This is a genomic window from SAR86 cluster bacterium, from assembly GCA_023703675.1.
In the GTDB taxonomy this organism is placed as follows: Bacteria; Pseudomonadota; Gammaproteobacteria; order Magnimaribacterales; family AG-339-G14; genus AG-339-G14.
In genome coordinates, this window is record CP097974.1 from 1,000,464 (window position 1) to 1,018,769 (window position 18,306).

At 33.1% G+C, this 18,306-nt stretch carries 19 protein-coding genes and 1 other RNA gene; 7 read left to right on the forward strand and 13 right to left on the reverse strand.

From position 1 onward, the window contains the following. Positions 1–4: 4 nt before the first annotated feature. From lnt to M9C82_05190, 3 genes are read left to right on the forward strand one after another with little or no spacing between them, the layout of a single operon-like run. Positions 5–1,531 carry an apolipoprotein N-acyltransferase gene (gene lnt, locus M9C82_05180; protein ID URQ73344.1) on the forward strand — a complete coding sequence of 509 codons (1,527 nt, stop codon included), beginning with the start codon at positions 5–7 and terminating at the stop codon, positions 1,529–1,531. Continuing rightward, entirely contained in the window at positions 1,528–2,139 is a 612-nt protein-coding gene (locus M9C82_05185) for a L,D-transpeptidase (protein ID URQ73345.1), read from the forward strand. The genes lnt and M9C82_05185 overlap by 4 nt, the downstream gene beginning before the upstream one ends. A gap of 1 nt (position 2,140) precedes the next feature. Next, positions 2,141–2,695 carry a glutathione peroxidase gene (locus M9C82_05190; protein ID URQ73346.1) on the forward strand — a complete coding sequence of 185 codons (555 nt, stop codon included), beginning with the start codon at positions 2,141–2,143 and terminating at the stop codon, positions 2,693–2,695. On the opposite strand, the gene rpiA is transcribed toward M9C82_05190, so the two are convergent. Continuing rightward, a complete protein-coding gene (gene rpiA, locus M9C82_05195) occupies positions 2,687–3,346 on the reverse strand; it encodes a ribose-5-phosphate isomerase RpiA (protein URQ73347.1) in 660 nt (219 codons plus the stop codon). The two genes, M9C82_05190 and rpiA, sit on opposite strands and share 9 nt — an antisense overlap. Before the next feature lie 69 nt (positions 3,347–3,415). On the opposite strand from rpiA, the gene ilvA reads away from it, so the two are divergent. Further along, the gene (gene ilvA / locus M9C82_05200) at positions 3,416–4,948 is read left to right on the forward strand and encodes a threonine ammonia-lyase, biosynthetic (protein ID URQ73348.1); all 1,533 of its coding nucleotides are present in this window, start codon (positions 3,416–3,418) and stop codon (positions 4,946–4,948) included. On the opposite strand, the gene M9C82_05205 is transcribed toward ilvA, so the two are convergent. The 4 genes from M9C82_05205 to M9C82_05220 all read right to left on the reverse strand — a co-directional run bounded on the left by M9C82_05205 (position 4,930) and on the right by M9C82_05220 (position 6,271). Beyond that, positions 4,930–5,499: a 5-formyltetrahydrofolate cyclo-ligase gene (locus M9C82_05205; protein URQ73349.1), complete on the reverse strand. Its 570-nt coding sequence runs from the start codon at positions 5,497–5,499 to the stop codon at positions 4,930–4,932. The two genes, ilvA and M9C82_05205, sit on opposite strands and share 19 nt — an antisense overlap. A 9-nt stretch (positions 5,500–5,508) precedes the next feature. Next, a non-coding RNA gene (gene ssrS / locus M9C82_05210) (6S RNA) lies at positions 5,509–5,682 on the reverse strand. Between the two features lie 17 nt (positions 5,683–5,699). Then, positions 5,700–6,089 (reverse strand): cell division protein ZapA, encoded by a 390-nt coding sequence (locus M9C82_05215; protein URQ73350.1) that lies wholly within the window; start codon positions 6,087–6,089, stop codon positions 5,700–5,702. Then, a complete protein-coding gene (locus M9C82_05220; GenBank protein ID URQ73351.1) occupies positions 6,086–6,271 on the reverse strand; it encodes a hypothetical protein in 186 nt (61 codons plus the stop codon). Before M9C82_05220 ends, M9C82_05215 begins: the two co-directional genes overlap by 4 nt. Positions 6,272–6,326: 55 nt before the next feature. Between M9C82_05220 and M9C82_05225 the strand changes: the two genes are divergently transcribed. Together M9C82_05225 and M9C82_05230 are read left to right on the forward strand one after the other, a co-directional pair. Then, positions 6,327–7,568, forward strand: a complete 1,242-nt coding sequence (locus M9C82_05225) for an aminopeptidase P N-terminal domain-containing protein (protein ID URQ73352.1) — start codon at positions 6,327–6,329, stop codon at positions 7,566–7,568. Continuing rightward, positions 7,565–8,698 carry an FAD-dependent monooxygenase gene (locus M9C82_05230; protein URQ73353.1) on the forward strand — a complete coding sequence of 378 codons (1,134 nt, stop codon included), beginning with the start codon at positions 7,565–7,567 and terminating at the stop codon, positions 8,696–8,698. Before M9C82_05225 ends, M9C82_05230 begins: the two co-directional genes overlap by 4 nt. 3 nt (positions 8,699–8,701) lie before the next feature. Here M9C82_05230 and M9C82_05235 read toward each other — a convergent pair whose 3' ends face one another. The 7 genes from M9C82_05235 to hemC are packed head-to-tail and all read right to left on the reverse strand — an operon-like array spanning position 8,702 to position 14,657. Next, positions 8,702–8,890, reverse strand: coding sequence for a hypothetical protein (locus tag M9C82_05235; GenBank protein URQ73354.1), 189 nt, complete (start codon positions 8,888–8,890; stop codon positions 8,702–8,704). A 2-nt stretch (positions 8,891–8,892) separates the two neighbouring features. After that, positions 8,893–9,315, reverse strand: coding sequence for a protoporphyrinogen oxidase HemJ (gene hemJ / locus M9C82_05240; GenBank protein URQ73355.1), 423 nt, complete (start codon positions 9,313–9,315; stop codon positions 8,893–8,895). A 1-nt stretch (position 9,316) separates the two neighbouring features. Further along, positions 9,317–10,141 carry an oxygen-dependent coproporphyrinogen oxidase gene (hemF, locus tag M9C82_05245; GenBank protein URQ73356.1) on the reverse strand — a complete coding sequence of 275 codons (825 nt, stop codon included), beginning with the start codon at positions 10,139–10,141 and terminating at the stop codon, positions 9,317–9,319. Further along, complete coding sequence (gene hemH, locus M9C82_05250; protein ID URQ73357.1) at positions 10,132–11,139, reverse strand: ferrochelatase; 1,008 nt, start codon at positions 11,137–11,139, stop codon at positions 10,132–10,134. Before hemH ends, hemF begins: the two co-directional genes overlap by 10 nt. Next, the gene (locus M9C82_05255; GenBank protein ID URQ73358.1) at positions 11,136–12,158 is read right to left on the reverse strand and encodes a uroporphyrinogen decarboxylase; all 1,023 of its coding nucleotides are present in this window, start codon (positions 12,156–12,158) and stop codon (positions 11,136–11,138) included. The genes hemH and M9C82_05255 overlap by 4 nt, the downstream gene beginning before the upstream one ends. A gap of 3 nt (positions 12,159–12,161) precedes the next feature. Beyond that, positions 12,162–13,157, reverse strand: coding sequence for a porphobilinogen synthase (gene hemB, locus M9C82_05260; GenBank protein ID URQ73359.1), 996 nt, complete (start codon positions 13,155–13,157; stop codon positions 12,162–12,164). A gap of 18 nt (positions 13,158–13,175) precedes the next feature. Further along, positions 13,176–14,657, reverse strand: a complete 1,482-nt coding sequence (gene hemC, locus M9C82_05265) for a hydroxymethylbilane synthase (GenBank protein URQ73360.1) — start codon at positions 14,655–14,657, stop codon at positions 13,176–13,178. Positions 14,658–14,763: 106 nt separating this feature from the next. Here hemC and hemA point away from each other — a divergent pair, with 106 nt between their 5' ends. After that, on the forward strand, positions 14,764–16,017 hold the full coding sequence (gene hemA, locus M9C82_05270) for a 5-aminolevulinate synthase (GenBank protein URQ73361.1): 1,254 nt from the start codon (positions 14,764–14,766) through the stop codon (positions 16,015–16,017). Positions 16,018–16,144: 127 nt separating this feature from the next. On the opposite strand, the gene M9C82_05275 is transcribed toward hemA, so the two are convergent. After that, positions 16,145–18,286, reverse strand: a complete 2,142-nt coding sequence (locus tag M9C82_05275; protein URQ73362.1) for a TonB-dependent siderophore receptor — start codon at positions 18,284–18,286, stop codon at positions 16,145–16,147. Positions 18,287–18,306 lie beyond the last annotated feature (20 nt).

Below are 18,306 nucleotides of genomic sequence, written 5' to 3' on the forward strand. Positions count from 1 at the left end.
ATTAATGATCTTAAAAATAGGTTATTCTTTTTTTCTTGGCAGTCTATTGATAATTGCCTTCGAGCCATTCAATGTTTGGGCGTTAGCCTTTATAGTCCCTTTTCTTTTAAAACTTAGTATTGAAAATAAGAGCCCATTAGCTACTGGTTTAATTGGTTACTTTTTTGGATTAGGTTTCTGGCTTTTTGGAGTTTTCTGGATTGAAAACAGTATAAATGTCTATGGAGGAGCTGATATTTTTACTTCCACAGCATTAACTGTTCTATTAACTTTATTTTTGTCTTTGTTTCAAGGAGTATCTTTTTTTTTGTTCGGACTTTTAAAAAGAAATAACCTTTTTAGTGACTTTCTTTTATTTCCATCGATATGGGTATTATCAGAGTGGCTGAGAGAATTCATATTTTCTGGATTTCCTTGGCTTTATTTGGGCTACTCGAGTTTAAATAACTTCTTAGTAAACGGATACGTTCCAATTCTTGGTGTTTTTGGTGCAAGTTTTATTATCGTAACACTTTCCATGTCTCTAAAAGTTTTATTTTTTAATTACCAAAGACCGCTATCTAAACCGTTCATCTTTTCAATCTCTCTTATTTTATTTTTTTATGTTTCGAATACTTTCCTCAAAGATATTAATTGGACAGAACCAAAAGAAGTGGTTGATGTTGTTTTAGTTCAACCCAATATCGGAATAAAAGAAAAATGGACTTCCGAGGGTGAGCAAGAATCTTCAAATTTACTAAATACTACTTTGTTCAATGAATCGTCGAGGTTAATTAATGATTCAAAAGTACCGAAATTATTCTTTTTCCCTGAGGCTTTTCTCCCAGGCAAGTTTTCAAACTTTCAAATTTTACTCAAACCAATCTTGTCTTTAACCGAAAGAGCAAACATTGGGGTAACTTTGGGAGCAATATCAGAAAATGAAGAGAATTATGAACTCTTTAACTCTTTGATCAGTTTTGGAATTATTGAAGGCAAATACAACAAGGAAAAACTAGTGCCTTTTGGTGAATATGTTCCATCTAAGTTTTTCGATAAGTTTTTTAATTTTTTTAATTTTAACAGGCCTCAAATAAATTCTGGGGAAGATAACAAAATTTTTGAAAGTAAAGATTTTTCATTTTATGGTTCAATTTGCTATGAGGTTGCCTATCAAGATCTCTATTTGAAATATGCTGCAAAAAGTAATTTCTTGTTTACAGCTAGTAATGATGCGTGGTTCGGCCAAACTATTGGTCCACATCAACATTTACAAATAGCTAGATTTAGAGCTTTAGAAAGTAGGAAACCTTTAATACGAAGTACAACTAGTGGAATAAGTGCAATCGTTAACACTAAGGGAGAAATTCTCAAATTTATTGAGCTCGATAACGACGCAAACGAAAAAAATAATCCAGAATTTATTTCTCATAGACTCACCATCTTCGAGGGGACGACTCCTTTCATAAGGTACGGTAAAATGCCTCTATTGTTTCTTATAACCTTTATATTAATAATTTTTGGTTTATTTAAATTAAAAGAAAAAGTATGAAAATAACAAAGATTTTTTTTATCTCTTTTTTCTTTGTCAGTTGTGCCACAACCATGTATGAAAATGATTTAGATTTTGACTTAGTTGAAAACTTTGTAAAAAAAAATCAAAAAAGCGATTTGATACTAATCAATATTGATCAACAGAAACTTTTTTTTAAAACAAGATTTAGAACTATTAGTTTTTCAATTTCGTCGTCTGCGTTTGGAATAGGAAACCAAATGAATAGTTTTCAGACTCCTTTGGGAGAACATATCGTTGCAGAAAAAATAGGTGAAGATTTACCTTTGGGAGCCGTCCTAAAAGGAAGAAAATGGACCAAAGAAGTAGTAGTTCCAATAAAAGATGTAATAGATATACCAGAAGATGTAATTACTTCAAGAATTCTTTGGTTGGATGGGGTTGAACAAGGAATTAATAAAGGTGGTGATGTAGATTCAAAAAAAAGATTCATTTATATACATGGGACCGCCGAAGAAGGCTTGATAGGAAAACCAGCCTCTCTAGGATGTATAAGGATGAAGAATAAGGATGTAATTAAATTGTTTAATCGGGTTAAAGAGAATACAAAAGTCTTGATTTATAGTAAAAAAGCAACATATCTTTAATATGAAAGTTTTATTTTTGACAATTTTGACTGTTTTCTCATTATCGACCCTTTCTTTTGGGCCAAAAAGCGATTCAATCGAATGTCCTACATATTTAGACCATGAAATAAGAATCCTTGATTCGCAAAGTTATGAGAATCTTTGTAAGTACAAAGATAAGGTGATCATGGTGGTCAATGTTGCAAGTAGATGTGGTTTTACTTATCAATATGAAAATCTTCAAAAACTTTACACTAAATATAATGACGAAGATTTTGTAATTTTAGGATTCCCTTCAAGAGACTTCATGTATCAAGAATACAATGACGAAGAAAAGGTAAAAGAATTCTGTAATTCAAATTACGGGGTTTCTTTCCCACTTTTTGCCACTTCAAGTGTTAAGGGCGATAAAGCAAACGATTTCTATAAAAGTTTAAATGCCAAAACTGGAAAGGCGCCTTCCTGGAATTTCACAAAAATTCTTATATCCAAAAATGGAAAGGAAACTCATGTCTTCTCAAGCAACGTTGAACCCGATGATTTGTCTATTTTGAGCAAAATAGAAAAATTACTTTAATTCGGACACTTTCTGCCCATCGGCAACAATAATCTTATCCGCCTTGCGTGCAGCAAAAATTCCATTTTCAACAACACCAGGAATTCTATTAATTCTGCTTTCTGTTTCATAAGGGACATCAAAGTTTAAATTACTAACATCGATAATCTGATTTCCGTTATCAGTTATAAAACCAACTCTATAAGCTGGCCTTCCTCCCATAGCCACGACCTGCCTTGAAACAAAACTTCTGGCCATTGGAATAACTTCTATTGCGACAGGAAATTTACCAAATCTGTCCACAATTTTTGATTTATCAATTATACAGATGAAAGTTTTTGAAGCTGATGCAATGATTTTTTCTCTGGTAAGAGCTCCACCTCCGCCTTTTATCAATTCTAATTTTGAGTTCACCTCATCAGCTCCGTCAATATATAAATCGGGTCCGCCAACATCGTTCAATTCGGCTTCTAAGTAACCGGCATCTTTTAGAAGCTCGGTGCTAGCTACCGAGCTAGAAACAAAACACTTAATTTCAGGTTTTTTTTCTTTTAGTAATTCAATGAAATAATTAGTTGTTGAGCCTGTACCGATTCCTAAAACAAAATTCTTATCCAGCAGATTTTTTATTGATTCAAAGGCATATTCGGCTGCTTGTTTTTTAGGGCTCATAGAAAAAAGTAAGTTAATTTATGGTACTTATTCATACTAAAAGTATAATGCTCAGCTTAAAAGATAGCCATGCTTAAAAAAAGTAGAAAATATGTAAATAAAATAAACAATTCAAGAGTTTATGACGTGGCAATTCGCTCACCAATTACTAAAGCAGAAAATTTATCTTCGAATTTAAAAAATAAAATTTTTCTCAAAAGAGAGGATTTGCAGCCTACGCATTCTTTCAAAATCAGAGGAGCTTACAATAAAATTAGTCACTTAGTTAACAAAGACAATTTAAATCATATCGTGACCGCTTCCGCTGGAAACCATGCGCAAGGCGTTGCCTACTCAGCTAGAAAATTAAAAATTAAAGCTACAATTTTTATGCCAAGAACAACGCCGTCCATAAAAATAGAGGAAGTAAAAAAAATGAAATCAGAAGTTGTTTTAGTTGGAGACAACTTTGACGAATCTCTTGACTCTGCTTTAAAATTTTGTAAAAAACAGAAATTACCCTTCATTCACCCTTTTGACGATCCAGAAGTTATTTCTGGTCAAGGAACTATTGGAAAAGAAATAATTGAAGACTTTCAAGAAAAAATTGATGTTATTTTTGTTGCCGTTGGTGGAGGCGGTCTTATTTCAGGACTTGGTGCCTACATAAAATCGTTCAATCCTAAAATAAAAATTGTTGCAGTGGAGGCAGAAGATGCTGCAGGTTTATATAAATCTTTAGAAATCGGAAAAAGAATTAAATTAGATAAAGTTGGGCTTTTTGCTGACGGGGCAGCAGCAAAACAAATCGGCTTAAATAATTATCAATTGATTAAAGAATGGTTAGATGACTCAATTACTGTGAGTACCGACGAGATTTGTGCTGCCGTTAAAGATACTTTTGCAGAGACTCGAACTGTACCTGAACCGACAGGAGCTTTAGCGTTAGCGGGTTTAAAAAAATACATTTCAAAAAGAAAAATTAAAAATAAGAACTTAATTGCCACTTATTGTGGATCCAATTTAAATTTTGAATCTTTAGCTCACATAGTAGAAAGGTCAAAAATGGGTGAAGAAAAAGAATTAATTTTTAGCGTAGAAATACCAGAAGAAAAAGGAAGTTTTCGTAAGCTTTGTAAAGCAGTGGGTCAAAAAAATATAACGGAATTTAGCTATAGAATTGATAGTGAAAAAGTTGGCAAAATTTTGCTCGGACTTGAACTATCTGGAGATAAAAAAAATAAGATTGCATTTATGAAAAGTATGAAGAATAAAAAATTCAATTTATTGGATTTGAGCAATGACGAAATTTCTAAGGTACACCTGAGATACATGACCGGAGGCAGGCCGAGTCAATTTCCAAAAGGAAAAATTGAAGAGGTTTTTAAAGTTGACTTTCCTGAGAGACCTGGTGCATTGATGGAATTTTTGAACCTACTTAAGGATAAATGGAACATAACTTTGTTTCATTACAAGAATCAAGGTTCTATCTATGGAGGAGCCTTGGTTGGCTTCTCTATCGAGGAAATAGAATTAGAAGATTTACAGAAAGATTTATTAAAAATTGAATATCCTTTTGTTAGAGTTACTAAAAATAAAGGATATCAAGCTTTTTTAAAATAGCCTCGTGGGTAGATTAGAGTAGTTAACTCTAAATCATGATAATCTGACTTGAAAGATAGGTTTAATTGAAATTCATAGCATAAAGAGAGAAATTTTAGTTTATCGACGTTTTTTAAGCTTCTGTCGTAAAAACCGCCCCCAAAACCTAACCGTTTATTGCCTTTATTGATAGCTCTTACTGGAATTATTATGAAATCTAGATAATTTGGTTTAATAGGTTTTCTTAAACTTTTTGGTTCCAATAAATTATATTTTCCTTTGATTAAAGAGTCATTTTTAAAAAATCGAAAAAATTTTATTTTTTTTAGTTTTTGATTTTCATATATCTTTGGAAGAAAAAGCTCAGAACCTTTTTCTAAAATATAATTATTAATTTGTTCTGAAGAGACTTCATTTTCTTTAGAAATGTATGAACCAATTCTAAGAGGTTCTTTTAGGTCAAATAACTCGACAAAATTTTTAAAAATATTGTCATTAAAAGTCTTTTTTTCATGCTCTGTAATTTGAGCAAACTTATCTTTGATGAATTCCCTTGCTCTTTCTTTTTGCATTCTGACGAGGAGCTTTCCAAGTTACCGCCGCGAAACTTACCCGAACCGAAAAGTTCAGGTCGGGAAAAATCACTATTTTTTCAGGCAATCCTAATGGGTGCTCAACAAAAATAAGTATCAAATTCCCTTATTTTTTTGTATCGGCTCGAAGTGTTATTTGGCTAGCAAATAACCCAGAAAGCATAATAATTATAGCAACTTTATAATTTGGATAGTTCAGAAATCTCAGAAACTAGTTTTATACTCAAATCATCTGTTTTCTTTTCAGGTTCAGTGGCTTTCTCTTCTAATTGAGACTTTTCTGAATATGAGTTTTCAGCAATTTCTTCTTTAGCAGCTTCTGCTGATTCTTGTGTATCATTCAATTCTATTTTATCCGAGTTTAAAAGTTCATTAGTGACTTCAAGGCCAGCTAATATCGAAGCCTTCTCTATACTTAAAAACTTTGCTTGCCTTTTAATTTTTCTGATTTTTTTATTTAAGTAATCCGCAGCATTAATTAGGCCGCGTTGCTCGTCCTTGGGGCAATGTAATTGATAATCTACTCCTGCGACTTTAATTGAAATAATTTCTTCTTCGTCTTTACTCATATTGACTCCAGTTTATCTATTAGATTTTCAATTTTATTTGCAGTTAATTCAAGTTTTTCTTTCAGTTTAAAGTTTTCGTCTTTTAACTTCTGATTCTTATTTCTAAGATCCGTGTTTGCTTCTCTTAGCTTTTTAGACAAAGAAAGTAATTCTTGAACATTATCTTCTAAAGAATTCTTCATAACTTATTCTAATCTTAGTCTTTAACGCATTCCACAATGAGATAAAATGTGACTTATGGATATTTTTTCAGAAAGAAGACAAGCCTTGCTTGAGAGTTTTAAAGAAAACTCAATAGCGATTCTTTTTGGTTCAGAGGAAATGATAAGAAATGGTGACGTAAACTTTCCGTTCAGACAAAACAGTAACTTCAGTTATTTAACAAATTTCCCTGAATCTCAATCGATTGCAATTTTAAAAGAAAATGATTTTTTTATTTTTTGTAAGGAGAAAAATAAACTAAAAGAACAATGGGATGGGGAAATCATAGGGCCAGATAATGTAAAAAAATTTGGCGCTACTAAAGGCATAGCTTTAAAAGACTTTCAAACAAATCTATTAAAAATCACGAAAGATATTTCAAATATCTACTGCTTTGATTCATCAATTTCTAAATTAAAAAAAATCTTACCTGATTACGAAAATGATTTTCTGTCTTTAGATCTTGAAGTCTCTAAAATGAGATCAATAAAATCAAATGAAGAACTTGAACTCATAAAAAAAGCCTGCAATATTTCTTCTTTGGCGCACATGCGAGCAATGAGGTCCGTGCAGCCTGGAATGTATGAATATCAACTAGAAGCTGAATACCTTCATGAATTTATGTCTCATGGAGCCAGAGCATGTGCTTATCCTTCAATCGTTGGAGGAGGAAAAAACTCTTGCGTGCTTCATTACAATGCCAACAAAGACTTACTTAATGATGGAGAACTAGTTCTAGTAGATGCTGGATGTGAGTATAAAAATTATGCAAGTGATATTACAAGAACCTTTCCAATTAATGGAAAATTTTCAAAACCGCAACGAGAAATATACGAAATAGTTCTTGAAGCAAGTGAAAAATCTATTGAACAAGTCGTTCCAGGCTCAAATCCATTAAAAGCGCATGATGAATCTGTACGAATTATTAGCCAAGGGCTAAAAGATTTAGGCTTATTAGAAGGAGATTTAAACGAAATAATTGAAACAAAGAAATATTTTAATTTTTACATGCATAGGGTTGGACATTATCTTGGTTTAGATGTGCATGACGTAGGTGGGAAAAAAGAAAATGGCGAATGGACAGACTACGTCCCAGGCATGATTACAACTATTGAGCCTGGTATATACATAAATAATTCTTTGAATGTTCCCGATAAATATAAAAATATTGGCATTAGAATTGAAGATAACGTTTTGGTATCAGAAAATAGTTTTGAAGTTTTAACTGATCTAGTCCCAAAAAAAATTAAAGACATCGAGGCTTTAATGGATACATGAAACATCATGATATTTTAATTGTTGGTTCAGGAGTTATTGGAACCACTCTAGCAAATTCCTTAAAGTCAGACGATTTATCTATCGGAATAATTGATTCAGAAGCATCCCCAAAATTTAGTAAAAGACATCTTTCAATAAATTCAAACAGTTTAAATTTTTTAAAAAAGCTGGATCTTTGGCATCTAATTAAACCTAACGCTTTTCCCTACGAAACTATTAAAGTTTGGGATCAAGAAGGATCTGGATTTATTGAATTTAACTCTGAAGATACAGAAAGGGAAAATTTAGGACATATTGTCTGCGAAGGTGATATTCAAAAATTTGCGCTTAACGCGCTAAATGAAAAGCAAATATCTTTTTATTGGGAAAATAACTTAGAAGAAATAAAAAAAGAGAGTTCAGAGATTATATGTAAAACTTCTGGAGACATTTTTAGTTGTAGTATATTAATTGGATGTGACGGAATCAGCTCATCGGTAAGGGGCTTAGCGAAGTTTAAATCGAGAAGCTGGAGCTACAACCAAACAGCCATAGTTGCAAATTTTAAATCAAATCAAATAGATTCAACAATTAAGCAAACTTTTACTAAGGTTGGACCCTTGGCTCTTTTACCTATTAATGCGGAAGAGCTAACAATGATTTGGTCAATTGACGATGAATACGCTTTTGAATTTCTTCAAAAAGGTGAAGAGGAGTTCATTCAATCTATCTACTCACATTTTGGTGAAGAAATTGGAGATCTGTCTTTCTCAACGGTAAGACAAAGTTTCCCTTTGAATCATCTATCTTCGAAGACATTTGCGAAAAACGGTGTTTTTTTATTGGGTGATGCCGCACATCAAATTCATCCTTTGGCAGGTTTGGGTCTCAATGCCGGGATTGGGGATGTTATTTGTTTATCAGAATTAATAAATGCCGAAAGCAGTTTAGATTTCGATAAAATTGCTAAGGCATACAATCGAAAAAGAATTCCTATAAACCTTGCTCTTGCTGCAAGTATGGAAGCCTTTAAAAGAGGATTTGAAAATAAAAATATTTGGGTTAGATTGTTACGAAATACGGCTTTTAAAGTTGCTAACGACATTACTCCTTTAAAGAAAAGATTTATGCAGCTAGCAACAGAGCTTTAATAATTAATTTTCGTTGAGTGCATTTTGCTCGTTCATTAAAATGGGTCTCCCATCATGAGCAGAATTAAGTGGAATTATTTTTCCCTGATATCTGGCACATAAAGTCGGTGCACTTCTTTTTTCAGAGCCCATGTTCACTTCTAGATCAACTAAGATTAATTCAACATCTTCAAAAACTTTTAGTATTTTCATAATTAAAAATTAGGTTTAAAAACAACTAGCCCAACGATGATTATAACTAAAATCGTAGGAACCTCATTTATGATTCGAAAAAACCTTTCAGAAAAATTGTTCATATCTCCTTCAAACTTTTTGAGAGAAAAAAATAAAAAGAAATGATATAGAGTCATTAAAAAAACAAAAAATATTTTTAAGTTCAACCAAATTTGAGTTCCCTGATAAATAACTAAATATATTCCTGTTAGCCAAACAAATATCATAGCTGGAGTTGCAATCACGCCATATAATCTTGATTCCATAACTTTAAAAACACTCGATAACATTTTTTCTTCATTATGTTTTGCGTGATAGACAAATAATCTTGGTAAGTAAAAAAGTGCTGCCATCCAAGCAATAACTGAAACAATATGTACTGTTGTTATTGTCAGGTAAAGCATTTTATTCCCATTTAGCCTCGGGAGGCATAGACATAAGAATTGCCTCAGTTGACCCTCCTGTTTTGAGGCCAAATAAAGTTCCGCGATCCCAAATTAAATTAAACTCAACGTACCTGCCTCTTTTTACTAATTGCTTATCTTTTTCTTCGTCAGTCCAGTCTAAGTCTTTTTTATTTTTGACTAATTGATTAATAATTTTTAAAGTTTGCCTCCCTACTTCCTTTACAAAATTAAAATCTTTATCCCAATCTCCTGTATTTAAGTGATCGAAAAAAATTCCTCCAACACCTCTCGGCTCATTTCTATGTGGAAGATAAAAATATTCATCACAGTTTTTTTTAAAATCTTCGTAATAATTATTATCATGCTTGTCACATGCGCTTTTTAAACTGGAATGAAAAAAATCTGTATCCTCCTCATTTTCTAAAGTTGGTGTCATATCTGTTCCCCCACCAAACCAACTATCTTGAGTAACTAAAAATCTTGTGTTGAAATGAAATGCTGGTATTTTCGGAGACATCATATGCGCAACCAAACTAATACCGGTGGCCCAATATTTTGGTGATCCTTGGGTCCCTTTAACTTGCGTCCTGTAGTCTTCAGAGAATTCTCCAGAGACTGTTGAAATATTCACTCCCACTTTTTCAAAAACATCTCCTCGCATTACACTCATCTCGCCGCCGCCTTCTCCTTTATGGTTCCAAGATTTTCTGGAGAATTTTTTTTGATCCAATTTCTCAAAAGATTTGCAAAAGTCATCTCGCAGTGACTTAAACCATTGACTTGCCAACTTTTTTTGAGATTCAATATCCTTATTCAATTCCATAATGAAACTTTTTGTTCAATAAATGCATTTAAAAATTTTACATGCTGATCTGAATCATTAAGACAATTTATATAAGTGAATTTTTTTCCGCCGGATTCAAGGAAATATTCCTTATTTTCTTCGTCTATCTCTTCGATTGTCTCAAGACAATCTACGCTAAAACCTGGAGCAATAACCAAGATATTGCTGCACCCCTCCGAAGGCAATTTTTTCATTACGTCACTTGTATATGGTTTGAGCCATTCTGCAGTTCCCAATCTTGACTGGAAAGTTGTTATGAAATTTTCTTCTTTTATGCCTAATTTTTCAGCAACCAGACGTGAAGTTTTTTGACATAAACAATGATATGGATCCCCTTGATCAAAATACTTCTTTGGAATTCCGTGATAAGTAAAAATAATTTTGTGAGGATTTATTTCTTCGAACTTTGACTTAACAGAAGAAGAAATCGCATCAATAAAATTATCGTTATCATGGTAAGAATTAATGAAATTTAAACTTGGAACCCATCTCCAGGTGCTTATAACCTTTGTAACTTCATCAAAAATACTGCCTGTAGTCGTAGCTGAGTATTGCGGGAAAAGAGGTAAAACTAAAATCTTTCTGCAATTTTTGTTTTTTAAATTTTCAAGCGCACTTCTGATACTTGGATTTCCGTATCTCATTCCCAGCTCAAAACAAAGATTATCAGGAGAGCTTCTATCCAATTTTTCTTTTAATCTTTCTGAATAAACCAATAAAGGTGACCCTTCGTCGGTCCAAACTGATTTATAAATTTTTGCAGATTTAAATGGTCTTAAAGTTAATATGAAAAAATTTAAAATAAACCACCAAATTATTCTTGGAAGTTCAATAACTCTTTTATCTGATAAAAATTCTCTTAAAAAAATTCTTACATCTGATACAGAATAACTGTCTGGGGTCCCCAAGTTACAGATCAAAACACCAATTTTCTCTTTGTCCTGATGGGAAAAGTTTTTTTCTCCTTTAAAGCTCATGCGAAGGCCTCTCTAATCTCTTTGACAAATGTCTTAACATTCTCTTCAGGCGTCTCTTTTAAAATTCCATGCCCTAGTCCACAAATCCATCCCGCACGCTCTTTTTCATTAAATTTTAATAATGAACTTATATATTCTTCTAATTTCAACTTCATTTGAGAATTCGGAAGCAACATAAAATTTTCATTAAAATTTCCCTGGATGAAAAAATTCTTTTTACCCCTAAAGTATTTACTTAAGGGCTCGTTAGAATCAACTCCGAGACCTGCTAAACCAAAGTTTTTTGTTTTAGCAACAGAAACGATATGATCATAATCGACTTTATCTTTTGCGTAATAACCAATTTTCTTTTCAAACTTTTCGATTAATTGATCAAATATTAAGTTTATATAAATCTTGAAATCATCATTTTTAAGGAGGTGTGCAGAAGAATCAAAAATCATTACTACTTCAGCTCCGGCATTTATTTGCATTTCTATATTTTCTGAAAGCGCTGGAATTATAATTTCTTTTAAAATCTTCCATTGGAAGTTAGAGACTTTTAGACTTTTGGAACTTTTGCTCAAGCCCATTGCATAGGCTATGAGCGTCCATGGACCTCCAATAAATCCTATCAATGATTTTTCTTGAGGCAATTTTGCTCTAGTTCTCTCCAAAGCTTCACCTTGAAAGGCTAAAGAATTTACATCAAAAGTATTATTAAATATTTCATGTGAATTTTCTTCGGTAAGTAATTGGTCAAATTTTGGTCCAGGAGAATAAGTAAGTCCCATTCCTAAGCTTTCCAAAGGAAATAAAATATCACTAAATAAAATTGCTACATCAAAATCAAAAGATTCTATTGGTCCCAAGGCCGTTTCAGCTGCTAGTGAAGGCGACTTGCAGAGTTCTACAAATGTATTTTTTGTTTTTAAGTTTTGATAGTGACTATGATACCTACCAGCTTGTCTCATGAACCAAATCGGAGGAACGGATTGGGGAATTTTTTCTAAAGCATTAACAAATTTTTTGTTAGTCATAAATTATAAATTTTCAGCTATTTCTAATGCAGCGTAAGTAAGGATGCAATCGGCTCCTGCCCTTTTAAAAGAAATCAAACTTTCTTTCATAACCTCTTTTGGTAGCCATTCTTTTTCGATAGCGCCTTTTAGCATCGAATATTCACCGCTTACCTGATAGGCAAAAGTAGGTATTTTAAAAGTTTCTTTGACTGCTGAAATGATATCTAAATAAGGCATTCCAGGTTTAACCATAACGATATCAGCTCCTTCGTTGATATCCATAGCTACTTCATGAAGGGCTTCGGATTTATTTGCAGGAGACATCTGATAAGTGTCTTTAGTTTTTTTACCAAAATACTTTGCAGATTCAACAGCATCTTTGAATGGCCCATAAAATTTTGAACTATACTTTGCAGCGTAAGAAAGAATTACTGTATTTTTAAAATTATTTTCTTCAAGACAGTTTCTGATAACTCCGATTCTTCCGTCCATCATATCTGAAGGCGCTATGACGTCAGCGCCAGCTTTAGCAAGCCCTAATGCTTGCTTTTCAAGCGCATTAAGAGTCAAATCGTTATCGACATCATTGTCCTTTCCTAATACTCCATCATGGCCGTGATCTGTGTAAGGATCTAAAGCAACATCAGCGATAACGATCAAGTCTGGAAAAGATTCTTTTATTTTAGAAATAGAGATATTTAAAAAGTTATTTTCATTTAAAGCCTCTTGCCCTTCTTTATTTTTTTTCTTTTCGTCTACTACCGGAAATACTGCGACTGCCTTTATTCCAGAATCACTTATTTTTTTGATTTCTTCTTCGATCACATTTGAACCAAGCCTATTTATGCCTGGCATCGAGTCTATGCCTTCATGGCCTGTAAGATTTTCTTTGATAAAAATAGGTTGAATAAGATCATCTACTGAAATTCTTGATTCAGCGACCAAAGATCTTAATCCTTTTTTAGAGCGAGTTCTCCTGAGTCTTGTACTCGGAAATGATCTCAATATATCCTTCATAATTATTGGATCGCAATCTTACTTTGCTAGCTTAACTTTTTCTAGCCAATCTTGATAATTTTGATAAGGATAAACTTTTCCAGGTATTAACTGGTTTATTTCATCAAAAGTTTTACCAATTCCACATGAATGGTTTGCGGTTTCTATCGAAGGAAATTTGTCAAAAACTAATTTAAAAGAACTGGCGCTCATCCAGTAAAAATGTGAGTTTTCCTCAATATTATCTGGCATTTCTTTTGGAATAAGTTCGTACGTTGAAATTAGGGACAATTTATCTTCCTCAGCATCTTTATGAGAGAGTTTGTACCATTTGGTTTCGTCAAAAATATCTATGGGAGGATTCTCTTTCTCGCCCAAACTATCTGAAGATCCATTAACCCAAACTCCTTTTTTTGCTATCTTCTTCCAAGTCTCAATCCCACTCGTCCAAATTAGGTTTGATTCAGAAATATTGTTAATGTTTTCTAATGCATTTCCTCTACTAACAAAAATTCCGGAGTTCTCTAACTTAGATAATTTTATTTTATCTTCTGAAAAAGGAATCCTTTCATATAAGCTTGGCGAGTCTTCTAAAGGGAAATAACTAGATACTTCCTTTATTTCATTTTGATACTTAAGTTTTGGTTTGAAATAAGTTTCAGATAATTTAAGACCCTGTTCTGTTTCTCCCTTTAAGTAAATCATCTGCCCCTTGGAAGTATTAATAGCAGTAACGCCTATTTTTTGATGGCAGCCGCCACCATATTTTTTTAAAATTTGCCTTTCTGTATTAACAGTTTCAAAAACATCCTCATTTTTAATTTTTTTTAAAGTATTTTTCACACTTTCGTTTGAAGAAGCGACTTCGATTGCTAAAGCACCTTGCGCGGGCGCTGAAGGGTTTTCTGAAAGAGGAAGCAGCATCCATTTAAATTTTTTAAAAATAGCAAGTAAATCGGGTTCTTCATCCATGAATTCAGAAGCTTCTATAAGTCTTTTAAGGGCAGCAAAGGCAATCACCAAGCCATCGTCGTCAGAATTATAAAATTTTCTTACACGAGTTTGAATGTTTCCTCTTATGTCTTTAAAAATTATTTCTTCAGGTGTCCAAGGAAGAGCAAAGGGAAGAAAATTGGAAAGATTTTCTTTTCTCCTGGGGGAAGAAGTGAAAATAGTAATATTTTTTTTTCTTATAGAAGAGCTTTTAAAAAAAAGTAAATCTCTAGGATCCTCTCTCTCGATTGTAGAGAAAATTTCTGTGCCTTCCAACATTTCAACTGGCAAGTCTTTCCAGGAATGTACTGCAATGTCAGCATTTAAATTCAATAATTCCTCTCTAATATCGTTTGTAAAGACTCCTGCATCAGGCATTTGGTGCAAAGGTGTCATTAGATCAATATCTCCTGAAGTTTCTTTTGTAATTAATTCAAATTTGAAGTCATCCACCTTTGTATTAATTTTATCTGCAACCAATCTCGCTTGGATTTTTGCTAAAGTACTTTTTCTAGAAATTATTTTCATAATCTTTTATATAACTTATTAATATATAAGGAGTGTAATTATAAAATTTATATCTATTAATTAGTACTTTCATTTATACTCCAAATGTAAGCTATTCTATTTTTAAATGAATTATAAAAAATACTTCTCTGACGAGTTAACCTCTCTTAAATCTCAAGGCCTTTACAGAAAGTTTAGACAAATTAACCGTAATCAAGTTAATTTTCCTAAAGCAACTGAAAGATTTGAGGGCAAAGAAAGAGCAGTAGAGGTTTGGTGCAGCAATGACTATTTAAATCTTAGCCAGCACCCCCTAGTGATATTAGAATCAGTTAAAGTAGTAAAAGAACTTGGAACGGGTTCTGGTGGAACAAGAAATATTTCTGGCACTTCCTCTTATCATGCAGACTTAGAATCAGATCTAGCAGAACTTCATAACAAAGAAGCTGCTCTATTGTTTCCTTCAGCTTACACAGCCAATCAATCCACCTTGTGGACGTTGTGCAAAAAACTTGAAGGCTGTGAAGTTTATTCAGACGAATTAAATCATGCATCAATGATTCAAGGCATTAAAAATGCGAATGTGACCACTCATGTTTTCAAACACAACGACATAGAACATCTAGAAGAACTTTTGAAAACTTCTAATGCCAATACTCCGAAATTAATTGTTTTTGAATCTTTATATTCTATGGAAGGTTTGAGATCACCAATTAAAGAAATTGTTAGGCTCGCAAAAAAATATAATGCTCTTACTTATTTGGATGAAGTTCATTCAGTTGGTCTTTATGGGCCAGAAGGAAGAGGAATCGCTGCTGAATTAAATGTTTCTGATGATATAGACATCATCAATGGCACCTTATCAAAAGCTTTTGGCCAAATGGGCGGTTATATCGCGGCAAATTTAGACATTATTGATTTCATTAGAAGTTTTGCACCAGGATTCATATTTACTTCTTCAGCAAACCCAAGCATTGCTGCCGCATCAATTCAGGCGATCAAAATAGCTAAAAAAGCGGATATCTTGAGAGCTAATATAAGAGCAAACTCCGATTTAATAAGAGAAGGTCTTACAGAATATGAGATACCTTTTCTTGCAAACGATAGTCACATAATTCCTATCCATCTATATGAACCTGAATTATGTAAACAAGCCGCTAATGTTTTAATTGAAGAGCATGGAATATATATTCAACCAATATTTTATCCAACCGTTCCTAAAGGTGATGAAAGATTTAGGGTCACAATTACACCAAAGCACTCGGCCTCAGATGTAGAGAGCTTTGTTCGATCTTTAGATAAGGTATGGAGTGGTTTAAATCTAAAAAGGCTTCCAAAAGTATCCAATAAAGTAGAATCTAAGGTTTCTAAAATATATTAATTAATTTTTAAAGAAGAACCCAGGATCTCTGCTAACCTGGGTCCTAAATGATTTGCGCTATTTATGGTGAGTTTATAAATAATAAATGTAAGTCCTATTATTTATGAGGGTACACAAATCATATTCTTTAAAAAGTTCTCCTAATTGATACTCTTGCATTCATTTCTTCACCAACAGACGCTTGATGTGTTGAATGGGAATGAGGGAAGTAGGTCTCATCAGTAAGGTTCTCAATGTTCGCTTGAATAGTAAGATCTTCGGCTAATTGATAGAATACAGACACATCAACTCTAGTATAGCTAGGCAAATATGGTGATGCTGAAGTACCAATTTGTGAATCGCCTTGTGAAGTTACACCAAAACCTATGGCAAAATCAGGGTTGACTTGATAATTGGCAAAAGCAGTAAAAGTATAGTCAGGTATTTCTCTACTTTGCTCTTCATTGGCTGCTTCAAAATCAGCATAACTCATTGATAACTCAAGTTGATCAGAAATACTTCCTGACAATTCAATTTCATAACCATCAACTTCTTTGTTAACCATTCCATATTGTTCATCTACACCATCAACGGTTCTAGATTTCATTTGAGTGCTTTCTGCATCGAAATACGCTGCGGTTAAAAATAAATCATCAGATAAAGCGACTTTTAAACCAATTTCCATATTTTCAACTTCATCTGCATCCAAAACTCTCCCAAGTGTAGAATCGTTAGTCATTTTTTTGTACTGTTCTCCAGCTTTAGGTGAAAAGGTATCGCTATAACTTAAATAAACCGAAGTATTTTCTTGAGGTTTAAATATTATCCCTGCTCTTGGTGAAAATAAGTCCTCAGTTTTGGTATACACCGTATTAGAAGCTTTGATGTCGGTTACAGAAATTTCGTAATCATCATAACGACCACCTATAAGAAGTTTTAAACTATCAGAAAAGTCTATTTGGTCTTGAATAAAAATAGAAGTGACTTCATATTCTGTTGTAGTTCTGCTGCTTAAACTTGAAGTAAAATCAAGAGTTACTGCGGCTCCAGCTTCATCTTTGTTAAAAACTCCTGTTCTGATATCAGAAATTAGGAAAGTTTCTCTATCATACTTTGGAGCTTGCTTATTTCCTGTTGGATAAATACCTGAAGGATCATTGGCAAGAGGAGCAGCTCCAGCATTAGTAAAGTATGTGTTGAACCTATGATTAGCATTGTCAGTATCAACTATTTCTGCTCCTACTAATAAAGTATGTGTTGCAGAACCAGTTTCAAACTCGTTTACAAAGTTTAATGAGAAAATTAAATTATCTCTCGAGGTTGGATCCAAGTAACCATCTAAAGCAACTTCTCCTGCTGCAGCATCATATCCGGCTGCATATAAATTTTGATACATTTTCTCGAATTCACTTTTAGTAGCGGTAAAGATTAATTTTGAAGTATCCGAAAAATCTCTTGTTAGAGAAGCTCTTAGAATGTCAGCTGTCAAAGTAGTAGTGTTTACTTCAGGATAACCAAAGACTATATCAACCAATGCTTCTACAGGTTCTCCATTTGCAGTAGGTATTCCACGGTCAATAAATCTTTCATGATCGGCATACTCGTAAGAAACATCAAGAACAGTCGAATCATCAAGTTTAACTTTTAAGGTTGGATTAAAACCTGCGCGGTCTCCTTCATAATAATCTCTGTGATTATCTAGATAGTCTCTGTGCATCATTATTCGAAGAGATCTATTTTCGTTAATTGAAATATTATAATCTGCAGTAAAATCATAAGCACCAAAGGTATTAGAGCCGATAGCAAAAGATCCAAAGGTCTCTCCTAATACTCCTTTTTTGGAAACTCTGTTTACAACGCCGCCCGTTCCACCGCGACCAAATAGTAAAGCATTAGGCCCTCTGAGTATTTCTACTTGTTCTACGTTATATAAAGAACGGTAGTATTGAACGTCGTCTCTAACACCATCTTGAAAAAAATCTGCTGTCGACCTATTACCACGAAAAACAATTGCATCTCTATGCCCTTCTCCTTGAGAAGTGTTTACACCAGGCGTGTATCTAACTAAGTCTCCTAATTCGGTGAAACCACGTCTTGCGATCTCGTCGTCTGTAATGATGGATACCGAAACAGGTACATTGATTACGGGTACTGGAGTTTTTAATGCATTAACTTGATCAGAATAAAGTACGTTACCTTTTACGACCAATTCCTCTTCCTGAGCAAATAAGCTTAAAGAAGCAAGAATACCAAATGTTACTAATAAGCTTGTAATGATTATTTTTTTCATAAGAAAATTCCTCTAATTTT